Below are 20,021 nucleotides of genomic sequence, written 5' to 3'. Positions count from 1 at the left end.
AGCGCCCCAACTCGCCATACCAAAGAGCAAAACGTTTATTGGGCGGTCAAACTGCCCGAGGCTTGCGTTGCGCCATCCTTGTAACGCTCGCACACCAACTGCAAAGCCCTGCTGTACGCCGGCTGCAAATCATCTTGCCCAACAACGGTCATTTCCAAATCTGTAATCAGACCATTGGTCAGGTGATAGCACCAGCCATGCAGCACCAATTTCTGGCCATTGGCCCACGCATCTTTAACAACCGTGGTGTGGGCCACATTGAGCACTTGTTCAATCGCATTGAGTTCACACAAGGCCTCATGGCGGCGACTCTCAGCAATGGGCTCCAAGATGCCCCAATGCTTGTCACGCACATCTTTAACATGACGCAACCAATTGTCGGCCAAACCCACACGGTGGTCTGTGAGCCCAGCATACACGCCACCACAGCCATAGTGCCCCACCACCATCAGGTGCTCAACATGCAACTGGTCCACAGCATATTGAATGGTGGAGAGGCAATTGAGGTCCGAAGGCACCACCACATTAGCCACGTTACGGTGCACGAAAACCTCTCCCGGATCCAGGCCAGTGATCTGGTTGGCCGGAACACGGCTATCAGAGCATCCAATCCACATGTATTTGGGATGCTGCTGCTCTTGCAAACGGGTGAAAAAACCTGGGCGCTCACGCTCCATGCTGGCGGCCCATTGGCGGTTGTTTTCAAACAGTTGTTTCAGTGATGGCATTGTTGCTTTCGTAACTGTTAACGAAGCGTATTGTCGCACTGCAACATCGCCTCTGCAGCGAAGTCCAGCGAACGACCACAGGGCTGCTGCAGCTTCAACGTGAAATGGAATTCATGCCCCAGAGGAAGCCAAGCAGCCATCACATCGGCCAATGCGGCAACAAGCCCTTCACATTTACATGGTTTCTGCAAAAAGCTCGCGTCCAATCAGCATGCGACGAATCTCACTGGTGCCTGCACCAATTTCATACAGCTTCGCATCGCGCCACAAACGACCCAACGGATATTCATTGATATAGCCATTGCCGCCGAAAATCTGTACACCGTCGCCCGCCATTTTGGTGGCCTGCTCCGCACACCACAAAATCACCGAGGCGCAGTCTTTACGAACTTGGCGTACATGGTCCGTGCCGAGAACATCCAGGTTCTTGCCAATGGTGTAGAGGAAGGCGCGCCCGGCCTGCAGCACGGTATACATATCTGCCACCTTGCCCTGAATGAGCTGAAATTCTCCAATGCTTTGGCCAAACTGTTTACGGTCATGGATATACGGCACCACGTTATCCATCACGGCCTGCATGATGCCAATCGGGCCTGCAGCCAGCACGGCACGTTCGTAATCGAGGCCGCTCATCAAAACTTTGGCGCCTTGGTTCAAGCCCCCCAAAATGTTGGCCTCAGGCACCTCGACGTCCTGAAACACCATCTCGCCCGTATGGCTGCCACGCATGCCCAACTTGTCGAGCTTTTGTGCCGTGGAAAAACCCTTCATGCCCTTTTCCACAATGAAGGCCGTTACGCCACGCGCGCCCAACTCCGGCTCGGTTTTGGCATACACCACCATGGTGTCTGCATCCGGGCCGTTGGTAATCCACATCTTGCTGCCGTTGAGCAGGTAGTACCCGCCCTTGTCTTCAGCCTTGAGCTTCATGCTGATGACGTCGGATCCCGCGCCAGGTTCGCTCATGGCCAACGCGCCCACATGCTCGCCGGAAATCAGTTTCGGCAAGTATTTTTGCTTTTGCGCTTCACTGCCATTGCGCTTGATCTGGTTCACGCACAAATTGCTGTGCGCACCATAAGAAAGCCCAATAGAGGCAGAAGCGCGGGAGATTTCCTCCATCGCAATCATGTGCGCCAAATAACCCATATTGGCGCCGCCATAAGCTTCTGGCACCGTGATGCCCAAAACGCCCAATGCCCCCATTTTCTGCCACAAGTGCATGGGGAACTGGTCTGAGCGATCAACCTCTGCGGCCAATGGGGCAATCTCTGCCTGCGCAAAATCACGCACAGCATCACGCAGTGCGTCAATGTCTTCGCCCAATTGGTAGTTCAGGCCTGGCAAGTTACTCATACATGTCTCCTCAAACGCTGCTCAAATGGTATGCACTTCAGTCTAGCGCGCAAACCCATCTTCAGTTCACGGCGACCTGCAATAAAACTAGGAGGTGGTCCGGCCTCCTGACCCCAAAAGTGCCACACATAGCTCTTTTATTGGACTAGTCAAAACCACTAACTTTCCTGTCTGCGGCACATTGTGCATGGCCTTGAAGGAGTAGCGAAAGCAACGCCGCGCTTTGGCAGAATCGGCAACCTTGTTTGCGCACTCAGCGCACCGGTGGCCAACTGCAATGGCCCCATACCATCTGGCATTGTGACGCACAAAAATCGCTAGAGCAAAGTTACCGTAAGAAACCCGACTGCATATATGTTCGCTTGCAGAAATGCCACTGGACGCGCATAGTGTGGACACAGACAGCGGTGTCGGAAAAGGGCATACAGGAGGAACCTCCTGCCGTCTTTTCAGTCCACCCAACTCTGTAGTAGGTAGGGCGCAGCACACGACCTTCAAGAGACACAACGGGCCCTATATGCTGCGTCGCATTCGGTAAATGACAAGGAGCATGCCTTATGAATCTGACCATTAGCGGACACCACTTGGAAGTAACCCCTGCACTGCGGGAATTCGTGACCAACAAATTGGCACGCGTTGTGAAACGATTTGACCAAGTGATTGATGTGCGGGTGCTGCTTACGCTGGAAAACACCAAAGAGAAAGAAGGCCGCCAAAGCGCCGAAACCACCGTTTTGCTCAAGGGCGGTGATTTGCATGTGAAGTCCAGCCATGAAGACCTGTACGCTGCCATTGATGAGATGGTGGATAAACTAGACCGCCAAGTGGTACGCTTTAAAGACAAGCAAAAAGAACACGACCACCAAGCACATAAAAAGACCATCTCTGCTTGAGCGTGGCTTGCACAGAGCGGTGCACTCACGCAACATTTGAGAAATCCGTCTTTTGCCTATTGAAAACCGCCTTTTCACAAAAAATGCCATTTGAGCGCTGTTTCAAATGGCATTTTTCCTGTCTAATTACTACCTCTTTTTGCGTCGGTCTTAGGGGAAATACCGACAATTTACTGTTAATCTTTGTTCATCCATGCATAATGGGAGCCCACTTATGAACCGTTTAGCTTCCATTCTTCCCCCCGAGCGCGTGCTGGTGAACGTTGAAGTCACCAGCAAGAAGCGCGCATTTGAAGAAGCAGGCCTGCTGTTTGAGAGCCTGCATGGCCTGTCTCGAGCTGTAGTCACTGACAGCTTGTTTGCACGCGAACGATTGGGCTCTACTGGCTTGGGGCACCGTGTCTCCATTCCACATGGCCGCATCAAAGGCTTGCGAGCGCCAATGGCTGCCATTTTTCAATTGGCACACCCCATTGGTTTCGATGCGCCAGATGATCTGCCTGTCAGCCTGATGATTTTTCTGCTGGTTCCTGAAGCAGCAACAGAAAAACATTTGGAAATTCTCTCTGAAATCGCCGAGTTGCTCAGCAATGTCGATCTGCGTGATGCGATGATCAGTTCCACTGACGCACACGAGTTGCACGAACTAGTCACTAATTGGCATTCGTCACAAGCGCAATTGCAAGAGCATTAAGCGCCAATCCAGCGCAAGCCAGGCGGTTATTGCGCCATTAAAACGCGCCAAGTCGCCACATTCCCATCGAGCACACTAACCCGCTCCAGCCCCAGTTCAGCCAAATGCGCCGCAGCAGCGGCAGCGCGCTGACCTGATTGGCAATACAGGACAACTTGGCTCGCGTCCTCTATTCCCAACAAGGCTGAAGGCAAGGTCGCGAGGCTTACTGCCTGCAACAACGTTGCCAATGGTGCATGCCGCGCACCATCAATAGCGCCCAAGTTCCACTCTGAGGACTCGCGCACATCAACCAGCCAGACTTGGCCGGACACGTGTTCGGCCATCGCTGTGTGCAAGGCGTGCACCGATAAACGCGGCATTGCCGCTTCACGGTCTGTTGCCACACCACAAAACGCAGGGTAGTCAGGCAGCAGCGCAGTAACGGCTGGCACACTGGGATCAGCTTGCACCCGCATGTCGCGCCATTGGGTACGCAACGCATCAAAGACCAGCATCCGCCCCAGCAACGGCTCTCCCACACCAGTCACCAGCTTGATCGCTTCAGCGGCCATCAAGACCCCAATCTGCCCCGGCAAAACACCCAGAACCCCCGCTTGCGCACAAGAGGGAACCTCACCTGGCTCTGGCGGCTCTGGAAACACATCGCGGTAAGTAGGACCATGGCCGCGCCAAAACACGCTCACCTGTCCCTCAAACTGCAAAATACTACCCCACACACACGGCATACCAAGCAACGCAGCCGCATCGCTGACCAAATAGCGCGTGGCGAAATTGTCTGCTCCGTCAAGCACCACGTCGTAGTGGCTCAATATCTCCAAGGCATTGGTAGCCGTCAGTCGTATCGCATGCTCAATCACCTCGACATGGGGATTCAAAGCGAGCACATGCCTGCGCGCCGATGCCGTTTTAGCCAATCCGATGTCCGCTTCGCGGTGCATGATTTGGCGCTGCAGATTGGACAAATCCACCACATCATCGTCCACAATCCCCAGTGTCCCCACACCTGCTGCGGCCAAATACGGCACGATAGCAGAGCCCAAACCACCAGCCCCAACAACTAAGATTCGGGCATTTTTCAAGCACAACTGGGCCTGCATACCAAACCCTTGCAGCTCCAAATGGCGGGCATAGCGGGCCTGCTCTTGTGGGCTCAAAGTAAGCGCCGGCGCAACCAAAGGGATCATGCCCAATCCTTCATAAATAAGCCCGCCCTTCAAGCGAGGATGAAGCCAGCGCATGGTGGCGGCGCGGCACACGCCCCCCCAACGATGCTAAACGCCCACCAACCACCGCATGGCGGAACGCTTCGGCCATGACCACAGGGTGTTTGGCGCGATTCACAGCAGTGGCCAACAGCACGGCTGAGCAGCCCAACTCCATCGCAAAAGCCGCGTCAGACGCTGTACCCAAACCTGCATCCAGCACAATGGGCACATTGGCACGCGCCACAATGGTGGCGATATTGTGCGGATTCAAAATGCCCAAGCCCGTACCAATCGGTGCGCCCAAAGGCATGACAGCAGCCACCCCCAGCTCTTCAAGCTGTTTGGCCACGATCGGATCGTCATTCGTATAGGCCATCACAATAAAACCCTTGGCAACCAATTGCTTGGCCGCATCCAAGGTTTGCACCACATCAGGCAGCAATGTTTTCTCGTCGGCAATCACCTCCAGCTTAATCCAGTCGGTCTCCAACGCTTCGCGTGCCAGCTCTGCCGTAGTTACAGCTTCACGGGCGGTGAAACACGCTGCGGTATTCGGCAGAACCTGCAACTGCAAGCGCTCAATCAATTGGTAAACGGCTGCGCCATCGCCTCGCGGGTCCAGGCGCCGTAAAGCAACCGTGGTCATCTCGGTGCCCGAAGCCAACAACGCCTTCTCCAGCACCTGCAAATCTGTAGCACCACCGGTACCGGTAATCAAGCGCGAAGAAAAGGTGCGCCCTGCAATCTGCAGGGGTTGATCCAGGCTATTGCCATTCTCGATAGGGGTTGCCATAGCGTATCTCCTTGTGTATAAAATTCATGAGGCTGCCGCGCCTTGCATGCAGCCATGCATCTGATCTGTATTGGTTCAGCCACCTTGCTTGGCAGTCACCACCTCAACCTTTGCGCCATTGAGCAACGCATGGGTATGCCATTGGCCGCGGGGCACCACGGCGCTGTCGACTGCAACGGCAATCCCCAGCCGTTTGCCATCTGCAGCCAGGCCTTGGGCATTCACTGAACTCCCGGTCATCTCTTCAACAAGCGCGCCCACCGTGCGCGCCTGTGTGGTGTACGCTTGACCGTTGAGTGAAATGGACAGGCTGGCAGAAACACCAGCAGGATCAATAGGCATAGTGAAACTCTTGGGCAAATAAGGGGAAGAGAAGATGCCGACCAAGGCGCCAAAGGCCCCCTGCTCGCAAAACGCACGCGCAGCAGTGCTGCCGCAGGTTTGAAACCAGCAGCACACGAGCACAACAACGGGGAGGTTCAGAATGGGGCATGGCTTCCTACGCCGGTGTAAGCCGGATCAGGTTCAACGGTCAGCAAGCTGCAGTGTGTGTTTGACACTGCCATTGCCCTCTCAGCCAGTCACACTGGCTCCCGTGCATTAACAAGAGGTGCGCAGGGGGCCGAAAAACACCCCTACAATCAGCTGGCAAGTCTACACCAAGAATGGCTTTTTATGCCTTACACCACACCATGACCGCCATCCCCTCCCCTCTCTCCCAAGCCCAGCTTTATGTCTGCACCGATGCGCAAGGGCTTTCGCTCAAGGCGTTTGAGGACTGGGCCAGCATGGTCTTTGATGCTGGCGTAGACATCATCCAATTGCGTGACAAACGCATGGAGGCGGCGCAAGAGCTTGATTATTTTGCTGCATTGCGTGCTGCAGCCGCTCGCCATGGCAAGCTATTTTCTGCCAATGACCGCGCCGATATGGCCCTGCTGGCACATGCCCCTATCCTGCACTTGGGGCAAGGCGACATACCATTGCCCGCAGCACGCCAACTACTGGGGAAAGACGTGCTGCTTGGGCAATCCACCCACAGCGTGGAACAAGCGCAACAAGCGATGCAAAGCGTGGCTGACTACTATTGCATTGGCCCTGTCTGGCCCACACCGACCAAGCCCGGCAGACCCGCCACGGGCTTGGACGTTGTCCGCCAAGTCGCACAAGCGGCACAAGCGACAAGCAAGCCGTGGTTTGCGATTGGTGGCGTTGATCTGGAGACCATTGAAAGCGTCGTGCAAGCAGGTGCGACACGGGTAGTGGTTGTTCGTGCTATTACCCATGCAGCTGACCCCGCCGAAGCGGCCAGGGCACTCAAAGCGAAACTGCCCGCATTGGGCTGAAACCTGTTTTGATGGGATAGGCCTACAGAATCAGGCCTCATTACGCCGAACATTGAGCGCTGCGCCATACGCTCACAATGGTTGTTTGCCCCAGCGATTGTTGCGCCCCATTTCCCGCGGGTTTACGCGCATGCGCGTGTACTTTGGCACTCCTACACTTTGCATGGGCTAAAACCAGAGTGCAGAGATGCCTATCGCGCACTGAACAAGCCCCTGCAGTAGAGACGACAACCACCAAAATAGGAGACAAACCATGCCATTTCCACAACATCACATACCACGATGGTGTTTACCCATCGGTGCCGTGCTGGCCTTGGCCGCCTGCGGCGGCTCAGACAACGACGACAATGGCGGCACACCGCCCGACCCCACTACTTACAGCGCCGAAATTCGCCGTACCGAGATGAGCATCCCCCACATCAAGGCCAGTAACTGGGCAGGTTTGGGCTACGGCGCGGGCTACGCGCAAGCCAGCGACGATCTGTGTACCTTGGCCGACGGTTTCCTGACCTTTCGGGGCGAGCGCTCCAAATATTTCGGCGCAGATGCGCTGGCGGCCTACTCGTCCACCATTGGCCGACCACGCAATCTGGACTCAGACCTGTTCTTCAAACATGTAGCCAATGACGAGGCCGTCAAAGCCATGATGGCGGCGCAAACCAACGATGCGCTTGAGGCGATGGAAGGCTTTGCCGCTGGCTACAACCGCTACATCACCGAAGCCAAATCCAGTCAAGCCAACGCCAACAGCGCTTGCCGCAGCGCCGAATGGGTGCAGCCGATCACCGCGCTTGACATGTGGCGTCGCGTGATGGGTGCCAACCTGGCGGGTGGCTACAGCAATTTTGTTGCGATGATCGCCAATGCCCAGCCGCCAGCCGCGTCTGCAACTCAATCTTCAGCCAAGTCGGCAGCCCAAGCAACTCCTATGGAGATAGCGCCCGGCAGCATGAAAACACCCGACTTGCAAGTTGGAGGCAATGCCGGTATTGGCAGCAATATGTACGGTTTTGGGCCGCAAGCCACGGGCAGCAGCGCCGTGTTGTTTGGCAACCCACACTGGTACTGGAAAGGCGTAGACCGCTTCTACCAGATGCAGTTGACCATCGACGGCCAAGTCAACGTCAGTGGTGCATCGTTTCTGGGTTTTCCGATTCCGCAAATTGGCTTTAACAACGACGTGGCCTGGAGCCACACGGTCTCGACCGCACGCCGCTTTGGTTTCTTTGGCATGACTCTGGACCCCAATGATCCAACCCGCTACGTCTTGGATGGCCAAGCCAAACCGTTTATTGCGCGTGATATCGAAGTCAGCGTCAAAGGTGTTGATGGCGGGCAAACCACCGTCAAACGCACCTTGTACGCAACCGAACAAGGCCCGGTTATCAACCTGAGTGCCCTACATCCTGCGCTGGGCTGGAATGCGCAAAGTGCCGTGGTGATTCGCGATGTGAATGCGCTGAACTACCGCACCGTGCGCAATTGGATGCGCTGGAGCCAAGCCGGCTCGCTCGATGAATTTGCCAACATCCAACGCGAAGAATCAGCCATTCCATGGGTCAACACCATCGCCGCAGGCCGTGGCTCCGAGCAGGTCTGGTATGCGGATATTGGCGCCGTGCCCAATGCACCTGAAAGCCTGCTGGCCAGTTGCGGCACGCCCTTCTCGGCCGCAGCTGCTGTGGCCTTGCCCGGTGTGCCAGTGCTCGACGGCTCGCGCAGCGCCTGCAACTGGCAAAGCGATGCAGACTCGGTGCAAGCCGGGGCCATTGGCCCAGCGCGCATGCCGAGCCTGCGCCGCAGCGACTACGTCGGCAACATGAACGACAGCTATTGGCTGACCAATGCCAACGCGCCATTGACCGGTTTCCCCAGCATTTTTGGCCCAGCCGGAACACAAGCCCAAACCCTGCGCACCCGCTTGGGCCACCGCATGGCACTGGAGCGTTTGGCAGGCACCGATAGCTATGGCAGCAATCTGGCTACCAGCAGCATCGTGCGGCAGATGGTGTTGGACAGTCGCATCGAGTCGACACGTTTCAAGGACGAAATTCTGGACCTGGTCTGCGAAGGCGATGACGCAGCCTCGCGTGCCAATGCTTGCGCAGTGCTCGCAGCCTGGGACAACCGGGGCACGGCCAGCTCACGCGGCTCGCACCTCTGGGACGAGTTCTGGATGAACCTGGGCAGCGTGGCCAGCAGCACCTTGTACCTGACGCCGTTCGATGCCCAAGATCCGCTGAACACACCGCGCGACATCAACCCCGCAACACGGGCGCAGTTGGCGCAAGCCTTTGATACGGCCGTCGCGACCGTGCAAGCCTCCGGTTTTGCGCTGGATGCACCGCGTGGTGAAGTGCTATACCTGACGCGCAGTGGCGAGCGCCTGCCTTTGTACGGCGGTTGCGGTGGCGTGGGTTACTTCACCATTAACTGCTCGGAATTGCGCCTAACTTCGACCGGTTTCAGCATGGATGGCCAACCACACGGCAACTCCTACATGCAAGTAGTGAGCTTCCCATCCAGCGGGGTCGAGGCCTATTCGTTCCTGACCTTCTCGCTCTCTGACGACCCAGCCTCGCCGCATTACGGCGACTACAGCCAGGCCTATAGCCAGCAGCAATGGGTGCGCCTGCCATTCAGTGAAGCGGAAATTGCCCAAGCCCCTAGCTTGCGTACCAGCAGCATCAGCGAATGATCTGCATGGTCGATAGGTAGGAGCCAGTCCTGCAGCAGGGTTTGCTCCTCACCGTAGAAACAACAAAGTGCCTGGAAACAGGCGCTTTGTTCGTATGGCGATAGGCTCAAATGCGTTGAGGCGCTTACAGCATCTGGCGCAAAAACGCCTTCGTGCGCTCATGCTGCGGGCTGGTGAAGAAATTGGCCGCAGGCGCAATCTCAATCAACTGGCCCTGGTCCATGAAAGCCACGCGGTTGGCGACTTCACGGGCAAAGCCCATTTCGTGGGTCACGACCAGCATGGTCATGTGCTCGCGGGCCAGATCGCGCATGGTGTGCAAGACCTCCACGGTCAATTCCGGATCCAGCGCCGAGGTGGGCTCGTCAAACAGCATGATCTCGGGCTCCATCGCCAAAGCCCGCGCAATCGCCACGCGCTGCTTTTGCCCGCCCGAGAGGCGACCTGGGTAGTTGTCACGCTTGGCCAGCAAGCCCACCTTGTCGAGCAAACGCTCGGCTTTGGGGATGATCTCGTCGCGGCTGATGCCCTTGACGGTCATTGGCGCTTCAATGATGTTTTGCAGCACCGTCATGTGCGGAAACAAATTGAAGGACTGGAACACCATGCCCATTTTGCGGCAGATGCGGCGCACTTCGCGCTCAGGCACATAGGCGCTGCGGCCAGTCGCATCAGGCTGGGCCAAGGCTTCGCCTTCGATCTGGATGCTGCCTTCGTCAATCGTTTCCAAGTGGTTCAGGCAGCGCAAAAATGTGCTTTTGCCTGAGCCAGAAGGACCAATCACCGCCACCACTTCGCCCTGGGCCAAGTCCAGCGACACCTGGTTCAGTACACGGTGCGCACCAAAGGATTTACCCACGCCCTGAGCTTGAATCATCCAGCGCGCGGCTTGCGCTGCGGCTGGGGTATTACTGGTCGTATCGGGCATAGTGTCGCTCCAAGCGCTGGAAAATCCAGGTCAGCACCAGCGTCATCAGCAGATAAAACGCGGCGGCCACCACAAACGCGGTGATCTCAAAATCACGCTGCACAATCTGGCGTGCTGCACGTAACAAGTCGTTGAGCGCCAGCACATAAATCAGCGAGGTGTCCTTGACCAGGGTGATGGTCTCGTTGCTCATCGGCGGCAGAATTTGCCGCACCATTTGCGGCATCACAATGCGGCGCATGGTTTGCGGATAGGTCAGGCCCAAAACCTTGGCGCCTTCGTACTGGCCCCGGTCAACGGACTGAATGCCGGAGCGGAAAATCTCGGCAAAGTAGGCGGCGTAATTGAGCACAAAGGCCACAACAGCGGTCGGAAAATCGGGCAAGGTGATGCCGATACCGGGCAGCGCAAAATAGATAAAAAAGATTTGCAACAGCAGCGGCGTGCCACGCATCAACCAGATGTAGCCGTTGACCAAACCGCTCAGCAACCCGAAGCGCGAAATGCGCGCCAACGCCAGCAGCAATCCGAGCGGAATAGCCAGCGACAAGGTGATAGCGAACAGAGTCAGCGTCACCTGCAAGCCCTGCCAGAGCGCGGGCAGCATGGAGAGGACGTAGTTCATGACAGAAACTTCAAAAGTGATGTGCGCAGCAGCCCCACATCACAGCATAAAAATACTAAAAAAGGCCAACAGATAAAAAAGGCAAATGCCGTGGTGAAGCAGGCCCCACCTCGGCATTGTCAATGGCATGGGCCACTGCTGCGCCCCATAGACAAGGCGCAGTAGGCACACGGATTACTTGATCACATTGGCACCAAACCACTGCTCAGAAATTTTCTGAGCAGTGCCATCTTTTTTCATGCCCGCGAGCGTGTCGTCAAGTTTTTTCAACAGCTCTGCATCATCTTTGCGCGTGCCCACACCATACTCTTCCGTACCGAAGTGGTCTTGCAACACCTTGAATTCGCTGGCGCGCTTGGCCACGTAGTAACGGCCCACCACTTCATCAAGCACCACAGCATCCAAACGCCCTGTGCCTAAATCCATCATCGCGGTGATGTTGTCGCCAAACGTTTTGAGTTGCTTGAACGTTTTAGCAGCCTCGTCTTTGTTGATGGCGTCAACGGCGCTGCTGCCTTCTTGGGCACCCACCACTTTGCCTGCCAAACCGGCTTTATTGGTGATATCAGACTTGGCCGACACCACAATGATTTGGTGGTTTTCCATGTAGGGCGCCGTAAAGCCAATGTGCTTTTTGCGCTCTTCCGTGATCGTCAAACCATTCCATAGCACATCCACGCGCTTGCTGTTGAGCTCGGCCTCTTTGGCGCTCCAGTCGATTGGGCGGAATTGCGCATTGATGTTCAGACGTTTGGCCACCTCACGGGCCATGTCAATGTCAAAGCCTACGATCTCGTTTTTCTCGTCACGAAAGCCCATGGGTGGGAAGTTGTCGTCCAGACCGACCACAATCGTCGTCGCGGCCTTGGCATCTTGCGCGGGCGCTGCAGTCTGGGCATGTGCAGAAGCGACCATGGCAACCACAACGGGGGCGAGCAAGAGATTTTTGATTTTGAACATGTGCGTTCCTATTTTCCTATTAGTGTGATGGTGAGATGAAATGATGGAACGAGCACAATCCATGCCACGCCCACAAAAATTCCAACCTAGCATACCAAACGGCATCTGCTGCCACCCTGCTCGCTGCCTCTCAAACCACTTGGCAGCCACAGACAACGGCAACCCATGATTGTCACCGCAGTTGGCTCAGATTACAACGAATCCTTCACACCGCGCCCACTTCATGGCCCCCGTTAACGCAATGGCCCGCGTACTACCACTTGCCCATGAATACGGCCAAGATGCCGGCAGCAATCAAGGGCCCCACAGGAACCCCTTTGAAAAAAGCTACCCCGATCACGGTCCCAATCATCAAACCCGGCACCAAACCCGGCTGACTCATCATCAGGGGAACGCCCCGCCCCCCCAACCAAGCCACACCAATCCCAACAACAATAGCCAATAGCGATTTCCATTGCGTCAAGGAGCGCAACAAATCTTCAGCAGGAATCTTTCCGCTGGCAATCGGCGCCATCACGCCAACAAGCAACAAAATAATACCGACCGTCAAGCCATTCTTCTCAATCCAAGGAAAGAATTGATGCAGCGGTGTCAAGCGCACCGCCAGCAAAATCACCATCGCCACGGTCACCGCCGTGTTATGGCTGACGATGCCCAGCACCGCTGTGCCCAGCAACACCAATACAACAGGATCAAGAAACGACATCTGCGACACCTTTATGTCTACCCCGTCAACACCATGCGGCCCAACTTCCGCAGTGATCGGAGCGGCGCTGCATCCTGCCCTTCAGAAGTGAGGCCAGTTCACGCGCGGGCTGCAGGATAACACCACCAACTGCGCCCACGACTANTTTGCGGTTGAGACTAGACGCAAAACCGCAGGCAGTACGAGTAGTACGACAAGGTTGTGCAACGACGTATCAAGGATTGTGTTAGTCGATCTAATCCTGCAAGACGTTGGTGAACCCGTGTATTCGCACCAGATTCACGTAGTACGATGCGGTAGCGCCATCAATTTCATATGCGCAGCCCACCCTACCGGCACAACGTCGCGTTGCCTTGCCCACCACCACTGTTTGGAGCCTTTGCCATTTATGTCGCCCATTGGTGTCATTCTTGTTTCGCTGCTCTATGCCGTCATGCTATTTACGGTGGCATGGCTGGGCGACCGCTATGCGCATTTCATGCAACGCGATAGCGTCCGCCCCATCATCTACAGCCTGGCTCTGGCGGTGTACTGTTCATCATGGACTTTTTATGGTGCAGTCGGCACTGCCGCCCGTTACGGCTTGGGCTACCTGCCGATTTATTTAGGCCCTTTGCTGATGTTCCTGCTCGGCTGGCGGATGCTGGAACGACTGGCTTCTATCGCGCGCAGCCAAAACACCGTCTCCATTGCCGATTTCCTCGGTTCACGTTTTGGCAGGTCGCAGCGCTTGGCAGCACTCGTCACCTTGATTGCCCTGGTTGCTGCCGTGCCTTACCTGGCGCTGCAATACAAGGCCGTGGTTTCCAGCCTGGGGATTCTTGCGGGCGTGGACATCAACCGCGACACCTGGGGCGACCCGGCTTTTTACGTCGCAGCCATCATGGCGCTGTTTGCCATTTTGTTTGGCACACGCCAAGTCAACGCGACCGAACACCGCCCCGGCTTAATGCTGGCCGTAGCGCTGGAATCCATCGTCAAGCTGATCGCCTTGGTAGCTGTGGGCATTTTTGCCTACCTGTGGCTATCACAACGAACCACACCCACCACCGCGCCGCAAGCCATTGCCCACCTGATTGAGAACACCGCACCCGTTGGTTTCGTCGCGCAAACCTTGTTGGCATTTGCCGCCATCATTTGCCTGCCACGCCAGTTTCATGTGGCCGTAGTGGAATGCGGCGATGTGCGCGACATTCGCCGTGCGCGCTGGCTGTTTGGCACCTATCTGGTCATTATTTGTGCCATGGTTTTGCCCATTGCCGCTGCGGGCCTGGCCCAGTTCGGCCAACAAAGTGCTGTTGCCCCGGACAGCTACGTCCTGGCCTTGCCGCTGGCACTGAACTACAACACGCTTGCCCTGCTGGCTTACATTGGGGGGTTTTCAGCCGCCACAGGAATGGTGATTGTGGTCAGCGTTGCACTTTCGAACATGGTCAGTAACGACTTGGTCATGCCGCTGCTGCTGCGTTGGCGTTGGAACAGGGCCCCAGCTGCCAATGCCGCCTCACAAACGGCCATTGAACACACTGCTGCCTTGGTGCTGTGGGTGCGCCGCACGGTAATCGTGCTTTTAGGCCTACTCGCTTATAGCTACTCTCGTGGCGTGAGCGATCAAGTGCAACTGGCCAGTTTCGGTTTGATGGCATTTGCCGCCGTGGCCCAGTTCGCTCCCGCACTGATTGCAGGCCTGTACTGGCAAGCAGCCAGCCGCAAAGGTGTTGAGGCTGGTGTGCTGGCCGGATTTGCCGTGTGGGCCTACACCTTAATGCTGCCCAACTTGGCGGAAGTGGGGTGGATTCGGGCCGATTGGATTGCCCATGGCCCATGGGACATGGCCTGGCTGCGGCCCTACCAGCTTTTTGGCAGTGTCGGTTGGGACTCGCTTACCCACGGCACATTTTGGTCGCTCGCGGCCAACATCACAGCGCTGGTTTTCGTCTCTCTGCGCTGGCGTCCTGGTTTGAGTGAGCAGATGCAGGCACAGCCTTTTCTCGCCCCTATTACACGAGATTCATCACTCAATGAGCGTCTCCCCAGACTCAACCGCCTGCGCATCCAAGACCTGCAAATGGTCGCCAGCCACATCGTGGGTCACGACACCGCCACGCGCGCCTTCAATCAACACGCCCACAAGCTGGGGCAAAGCCTTCATGCGGAAATGCCAGCTGACCGCAAGTGGGTGCACTTCACAGAACTGTTGCTAGTAGGTGCCGTTGGAGCGGCCTCCGCACGACTGGTCATGACACGGGCCTTACAAGGCTCAGGCATGGAGTTGGCTGCCGTGGTCTCTGTTCTCGATGAAGCAGGCCAAGAGTTGCGATTCAACCGCGACATTCTGTTAGCCACATTGGAAAACATCGATCCGGGCGTCAGCGTGATCGATGCCGAAATGCGCATGGTGGCCTGGAACCAGCGCTACCAGCAACTGTTTCATTACCCGGCCGGTATGTTGTACGTGGGGCGAGACGTCGCCAGTCTGATTCGCCACAACCTGCAACACAATCCACTGGGCCTGCCCTCAGCGCCGTTATCCCCCGAGCGTATCGACGCCGAGGTTGAAAAACGCATCACCATCATGCGTGCAGGCCGCAGCTACACCTATGTGCGAGAGTTGCTTGATGGTCGCGTCATTGAAATGCGCGGCCATCCTCTGCCACACGGCGGCTACGTCACCAGCTACAGCGACATCAGCGAACTCAAACAGGCTGAACGTGAGTTACGCAATATCAATGAAACGCTGGAGCAACGCGTGGCAGAACGTTCACATGAAGTAGCCGCCGCACAAGAATCGCGCTCGCGCTACCTCACGGCTATTAGCCACGATGTATTGCAGCCCATTCACGCCGCACGCCTGTTTGCCACAGCCTTGCAAGACGAAACCCGGCCCCAACAACTGCAATACCTGGCCGAACGTGTAGACAGCGCACTGAACGCAGCGGAAGACTTGTTAGACGGCATCCTGGATCTCTCACGCCTAGATGCGGGTGCGCTGCAACCCAACATCCAAACCTTTGACATTCGCCCGATTCTGGAAGAACTGCATGCCCAATACGCCCCCATAGCGGCCAAGCGCCAGCTGCAATGGCGTCTGGCCGCCCCGCGCTATGCGCCAGCGCTATGGGTGCGCAGCGACCCGCGCTTACTACGCCGCGTGCTGCAAAACTTTGTCGCCAATGCCTTGCGCTATACACAAACAGGCGGGGTATTGATTGCCGCAAGGCAACGCAAAGGCCAAATCGTCGTGCAGATATGGGATACCGGGCCCGGTATTCCGGAGATCCATCTGGCGCGCATCTATGAAGAGTTTCACCGCTACCAACAAGTGTTTGACTGGGACGGTCGCGGTCTCGGCCTAGGCCTATCCATCTGCCAGCGCATCGCCCGCCTGCTGGGGCACAGCCTGCAGGCCCATTCAGCCATTGGCAAAGGCAGTAGGTTTGCCGTATCAGTACAAGCCAGTGAAGACCGTGCGGTCATACGTGCCAGAACCACCCCACACGATAGGTGTCCATCAAGCCCTCCTGCAATCCTGGCTCCTAACAGCACTCCAGTGGGCTCATATGCGCAACCAGTGGCCAATCCCCTCAACGCCATGGCGGTGCTGTGCCTGGATAATGACCCCGACATTTTGCAAGGCATGAACGTATTGCTGACGCGCTGGAACATCTCCTGCGTAACCACCACCCAAGTTGATGAAGCATTGGAGCATGCCCAGCACATGCCACGCCTTGACTGTCTGTTGGTCGATTACCACCTACAAGACCGCATGGACGGCTTGCAAGCACTGGCCGCGCTGCATGAATTGCGACCACACACGCCTGCAGCGCTGGTCACAGCTGACGGCAGCGATGCACTCAAAAAAATGGCAGCAGCACAAACCGTCACCGTGCTGACCAAACCCATCAAACCTGCCGCGTTGCGCGCGTTTTTAATGGCGGCGGCTGCACGTTCATCGCCAAAAGACGAAGCGGGTCAAAAACTCACCGAACACCCAAGCGATGGGCCATAGACACTGCCTCGGTGCGGTTGGTCGCTCCGAGCTTACGCAAAATTGCAGACATATGCGCTTTCACCGTCGCCTCGGACGTGCCCAAATCGTGTGCAATTTGCTTATTCAAACGCCCAGCAACAGCCATTTGAAGCACCTTGGCTTGCTGGGGCGTTAACTCCGCCATGCGCGCAGCCACGTCCTGTTCTTGCTGATTGGCACTGGCCACACTGCTCTCGAGTGCCTGAGGTAGAAACCAAGGGTCACCATCCAAAACCGCCTGCAAGGCCTGACCGATCGTGGCCAGATCAGAGGATTTGGGGATATAGCCCATGGCACCATGGTCCATCGCCCGGCGCATGGTGTGCAAATCATCATGGCCCGAAACAATCACCACCGGTAACTGAGGGTGACGCGCGCGAATATGCACCAAGGGATCAAAACCCGTACTACCAGGCATGCTCAAGTCGAGCAACAGCAAATCAGCTTCAGCGCACTGCTCGATGAGTTGATACACCCCATCCACATGTTCAGCCTCATGAATCACTGCATCAGGCCAAACCCGCAACACCGCCGTGCGCAAGGCATCGCGAAAGAGGGGATGGTCATCAGCAATCAACAATGTGGGCATAAGGTATTCGAATCATGGTGGTCGGTAGGCCGCGCCTGTCCGCGTTTGACTATTCCATGATGGATGCGATCGCACCATGAAACACCACAACAGGGCCGCTTTTTATCGCGGCAACCATCATAGCGGTAGCTTATAGCGCTTGGGAAACGCTGATTAACTCCCCGAACCTGCAAACCTTGTATCAGGATGAACTGGAAGGCGGCATTTGGCAGCAATAGCGACACTATTAACGTCAAATGACAACACACCAGATCGCCCGCAACAGGGATACGCGGACCAGACTGAACTGATCAGCGTTTCCTTAAGTACAAGCCTTTTGATTATCGATCTACCGCCACCCAGACAAAAAACCTGTTCAACAAGCATGAAAAAACCCCAATCGGCATGTGCCTCCTGGGGCTTTGCAGTAGTGCAGTAGTGCAATACCGCGCTAACGAGCCATCAGCCGCCTATTGGATGGCCGCCGATGACCGCGCTCAGGTGTTGAGGCGCTCAACCACCAGCGTGTCCACCACAGCCGGATCCGCCAAAGTGCTGGTATCGCCCAACTGGTCTGGTGCGTTCTCAGCAATTTTGCGCAAAATGCGGCGCATGATTTTGCCAGAGCGGGTTTTAGGCAAGGCAGGCGCCCATTGCAAGTGATCCGGTGTGGCGATCGGCCCAATGACCTTGCGGACATGGGCGATCAGCTCTTTCTTGAGCTCATCAGAGCCCTCTAACCCCGCCACTAATGTGACGTACACATAAATACCCTGGCCTTTGAGATCATGCGGGTAACCCACGGCAGCGGCTTCGGCCACTTTTTCATGCAATACCAGCGCACTCTCCAGCTCAGCGGTGCCGATACGGTGGCCACTGACGTTGATGACATCGTCAACGCGGCCAGTAATCCAGTAGTACCCGTCAGCATCCCGACGGCAGCCGTCACCGGTGAAGTACATGCCTGGATAGGCTTTGAAGTAGGTGTCAATAAAACGTTGGTGGTCACCAAAAACCGTACGCGCCTGGCCTGGCCAGGAATCTACGATCACCAGGTTGCCCTCTCCCTCCCCCTCTATAAACTTGCCCTCTGCATCAACCAGTGCAGGCTGAACGCCAAAGAATGGCTTGGTCGCAGAGCCTGGCTTCAACGCAATGGCGCCAGGCAGGGGCGTAATCATGAAGCCGCCAGTCTCGGTTTGCCACCAGGTATCAACGATTGGCAATTTTCCGCCACCAACCACCTCGTGGTACCAGCGCCATGCCTCAGGGTTAATCGGCTCACCGACCGAGCCGAGCACGCGCAAAGAAGTGCGCGAGGTTTTCTTCACCCATTCATCACCATCGCGCATCAACGCACGAATAGCCGTTGGGGCAGTATAAAAAATAGTGACTTGGTGCTTGTCTACTACTTGCCAGAAACGCGATGCATCAGGGTAGCTCGGCACACCTTCAAACATCACAGAAGTGGCACCATTGGCCAATGGCCCATAAACGATGTAGCTATGCCCAGTCACCCAGCCCACATCGGCTGTGCACCAGTAAATATCATCTTCGCGCAAGTCAAATACGGTCTCATGGCTGAAACTGGCATGCACCAAATAACCTGCCGTGGAGTGCACCACGCCTTTGGGTTTCCCGGTTGAGCCAGAGGTGTAGAGAATGAACAGTGGGTCTTCTGCCTGCATACGTTCAGGCTCACACTGCGCAGGCTCATTGGCTGTCACGTCATGCAACCACACATCGCGACCCGCAGTCATCTCCACTGCGCCGCCGGTATGCTTGAGCACGATGACACTGGTCACGGTGTCAGTTCCCTCGCTCTTGAGCGCCGCATCCACATTGGCTTTAAGCGGCACCTTGCGCCCTGCACGTAAGCCTTCATCAGCAGTAATGACCACTTTAGCGTTGCTGTCGCGCACACGATCGGCCACTGAGCCAGGTGAAAAACCGCCAAACACCACGTTGTGAATCGCACCAATGCGTGCGCAAGCCAATAAAGCCACGGCCGCATCAGGCACCATGGGCAAATAAACCGTGACACGATCGCCCTTGCCCACGCCCAGTTTACGCAAGGCATTGCCTAATTTGCACACACGCTCATAAAGCTGGCGATAGGTGATCTTTTGTGCAGGCGTGTTCGGGTCGTCTGGCTCCCACAAAATCGCGACTTTGTCACCGCGCGTTTCCAGATGACGATCAAGGCAGTTGACACTGACGTTGATCTCGCCATCAGCAAACCAGCGGGTATGAAAATTGTTCGGATCAAAACTGGTGTCTTTGATCACGGTCGGCTCTTTAAACCACTGCAAGCGCTTGGCAACCTTGCCCCAGAATGCATTCGGGTCTTTGACCGACTCCTCATACATTTGTTGGTATTTTTCTGGCGTGATGGTGTTGGGGCCAGCCTGTGCGGGGTTCACGGGATACAGTTCTTGGGACATGGTTTTGTCTCTCTCATCATGATGAAAACAAACGGGTGGCGCTA

Annotated in this window: 16 protein-coding genes and 1 riboswitch; of the genes, 5 read left to right on the top strand and 11 right to left on the bottom strand. The window is 56.2% G+C overall.

The features are described 5' to 3' along the window. Positions 1-35 precede the first annotated feature (35 nt). Together can and E9531_RS12360 are read right to left on the bottom strand one after the other, a co-directional pair. Positions 36-728, bottom strand: coding sequence for a carbonate dehydratase (can, locus tag E9531_RS12365; protein ID WP_136574074.1), 693 nt, complete (start codon positions 726-728; stop codon positions 36-38). A 174-nt stretch (positions 729-902) separates the two neighbouring features. Continuing rightward, a complete protein-coding gene (locus E9531_RS12360; protein WP_136574073.1) occupies positions 903-2,084 on the bottom strand; it encodes an isovaleryl-CoA dehydrogenase in 1,182 nt (393 codons plus the stop codon). Positions 2,085-2,641: 557 nt separating this feature from the next. On the opposite strand from E9531_RS12360, the gene hpf reads away from it, so the two are divergent. Both hpf and E9531_RS12350 read left to right on the top strand, forming a co-directional pair. After that, positions 2,642-2,977 (top strand): ribosome hibernation-promoting factor, HPF/YfiA family, encoded by a 336-nt coding sequence (hpf, locus tag E9531_RS12355; RefSeq protein WP_136574072.1) that lies wholly within the window; start codon positions 2,642-2,644, stop codon positions 2,975-2,977. Positions 2,978-3,191: 214 nt separating this feature from the next. After that, positions 3,192-3,671, top strand: a complete 480-nt coding sequence (locus tag E9531_RS12350; protein WP_136574071.1) for a PTS sugar transporter subunit IIA — start codon at positions 3,192-3,194, stop codon at positions 3,669-3,671. A gap of 26 nt (positions 3,672-3,697) precedes the next feature. Here the strand turns inward: E9531_RS12350 and moeB are convergent, their stop codons facing one another. From moeB to thiS, 3 genes are all read right to left on the bottom strand, one after another. Then, positions 3,698-4,858, bottom strand: a complete 1,161-nt coding sequence (gene moeB, locus E9531_RS12345) for a molybdopterin-synthase adenylyltransferase MoeB (RefSeq protein WP_136574070.1) — start codon at positions 4,856-4,858, stop codon at positions 3,698-3,700. A gap of 10 nt (positions 4,859-4,868) precedes the next feature. Beyond that, the gene (gene thiG, locus E9531_RS12340) at positions 4,869-5,672 is read right to left on the bottom strand and encodes a thiazole synthase (RefSeq protein WP_136574069.1); all 804 of its coding nucleotides are present in this window, start codon (positions 5,670-5,672) and stop codon (positions 4,869-4,871) included. Between the two features lie 75 nt (positions 5,673-5,747). Continuing rightward, a complete protein-coding gene (gene thiS / locus E9531_RS12335; RefSeq protein ID WP_136574068.1) occupies positions 5,748-6,014 on the bottom strand; it encodes a sulfur carrier protein ThiS in 267 nt (88 codons plus the stop codon). 137 nt (positions 6,015-6,151) lie between these two features. Beyond that, a riboswitch (TPP riboswitch) is annotated at positions 6,152-6,279 on the bottom strand. Positions 6,280-6,364: 85 nt separating this feature from the next. On the opposite strand from thiS, the gene thiE reads away from it, so the two are divergent. Both thiE and E9531_RS12325 read left to right on the top strand, forming a co-directional pair. Continuing rightward, positions 6,365-7,018, top strand: a complete 654-nt coding sequence (thiE, locus tag E9531_RS12330; RefSeq protein WP_136574067.1) for a thiamine phosphate synthase — start codon at positions 6,365-6,367, stop codon at positions 7,016-7,018. A gap of 253 nt (positions 7,019-7,271) precedes the next feature. Continuing rightward, positions 7,272-9,716 carry a penicillin acylase family protein gene (locus E9531_RS12325; RefSeq protein ID WP_136574066.1) on the top strand — a complete coding sequence of 815 codons (2,445 nt, stop codon included), beginning with the start codon at positions 7,272-7,274 and terminating at the stop codon, positions 9,714-9,716. A gap of 124 nt (positions 9,717-9,840) precedes the next feature. On the opposite strand, the gene E9531_RS12320 is transcribed toward E9531_RS12325, so the two are convergent. From E9531_RS12320 to E9531_RS12305, 4 genes are all read right to left on the bottom strand, one after another. Further along, positions 9,841-10,593, bottom strand: coding sequence for an amino acid ABC transporter ATP-binding protein (locus E9531_RS12320; RefSeq protein ID WP_136574121.1), 753 nt, complete (start codon positions 10,591-10,593; stop codon positions 9,841-9,843). A 31-nt stretch (positions 10,594-10,624) separates the two neighbouring features. Then, positions 10,625-11,269, bottom strand: a complete 645-nt coding sequence (locus E9531_RS12315; protein WP_136574065.1) for an amino acid ABC transporter permease — start codon at positions 11,267-11,269, stop codon at positions 10,625-10,627. Between the two features lie 174 nt (positions 11,270-11,443). Next, positions 11,444-12,229, bottom strand: a complete 786-nt coding sequence (locus tag E9531_RS12310; protein ID WP_136574064.1) for an amino acid ABC transporter substrate-binding protein — start codon at positions 12,227-12,229, stop codon at positions 11,444-11,446. A 253-nt stretch (positions 12,230-12,482) separates the two neighbouring features. Then, on the bottom strand, positions 12,483-12,935 hold the full coding sequence (locus tag E9531_RS12305; RefSeq protein ID WP_136574063.1) for a DUF441 domain-containing protein: 453 nt from the start codon (positions 12,933-12,935) through the stop codon (positions 12,483-12,485). Between the two features lie 388 nt (positions 12,936-13,323). Between E9531_RS12305 and E9531_RS12300 the strand changes: the two genes are divergently transcribed. Next, entirely contained in the window at positions 13,324-16,944 is a 3,621-nt protein-coding gene (locus E9531_RS12300; RefSeq protein WP_136574062.1) for a PAS domain-containing hybrid sensor histidine kinase/response regulator, read from the top strand. On the opposite strand, the gene E9531_RS12295 is transcribed toward E9531_RS12300, so the two are convergent. Together E9531_RS12295 and acs are read right to left on the bottom strand one after the other, a co-directional pair. Beyond that, the gene (locus E9531_RS12295) at positions 16,916-17,554 is read right to left on the bottom strand and encodes a response regulator transcription factor (protein ID WP_136574061.1); all 639 of its coding nucleotides are present in this window, start codon (positions 17,552-17,554) and stop codon (positions 16,916-16,918) included. The two genes, E9531_RS12300 and E9531_RS12295, sit on opposite strands and share 29 nt — an antisense overlap. A gap of 476 nt (positions 17,555-18,030) precedes the next feature. Next, positions 18,031-19,977, bottom strand: a complete 1,947-nt coding sequence (gene acs, locus E9531_RS12290) for an acetate--CoA ligase (RefSeq protein ID WP_136574060.1) — start codon at positions 19,975-19,977, stop codon at positions 18,031-18,033. Positions 19,978-20,021 lie beyond the last annotated feature (44 nt).

This window comes from Lampropedia puyangensis (assembly GCF_004833285.1).
Taxonomy (GTDB): Bacteria; Pseudomonadota; Gammaproteobacteria; order Burkholderiales; family Burkholderiaceae_C; genus Lampropedia; species Lampropedia puyangensis.
The sequence above is the reverse complement of the archived record's forward strand: the minus strand, read 5'-3'. Positions and strand labels throughout refer to the sequence as shown.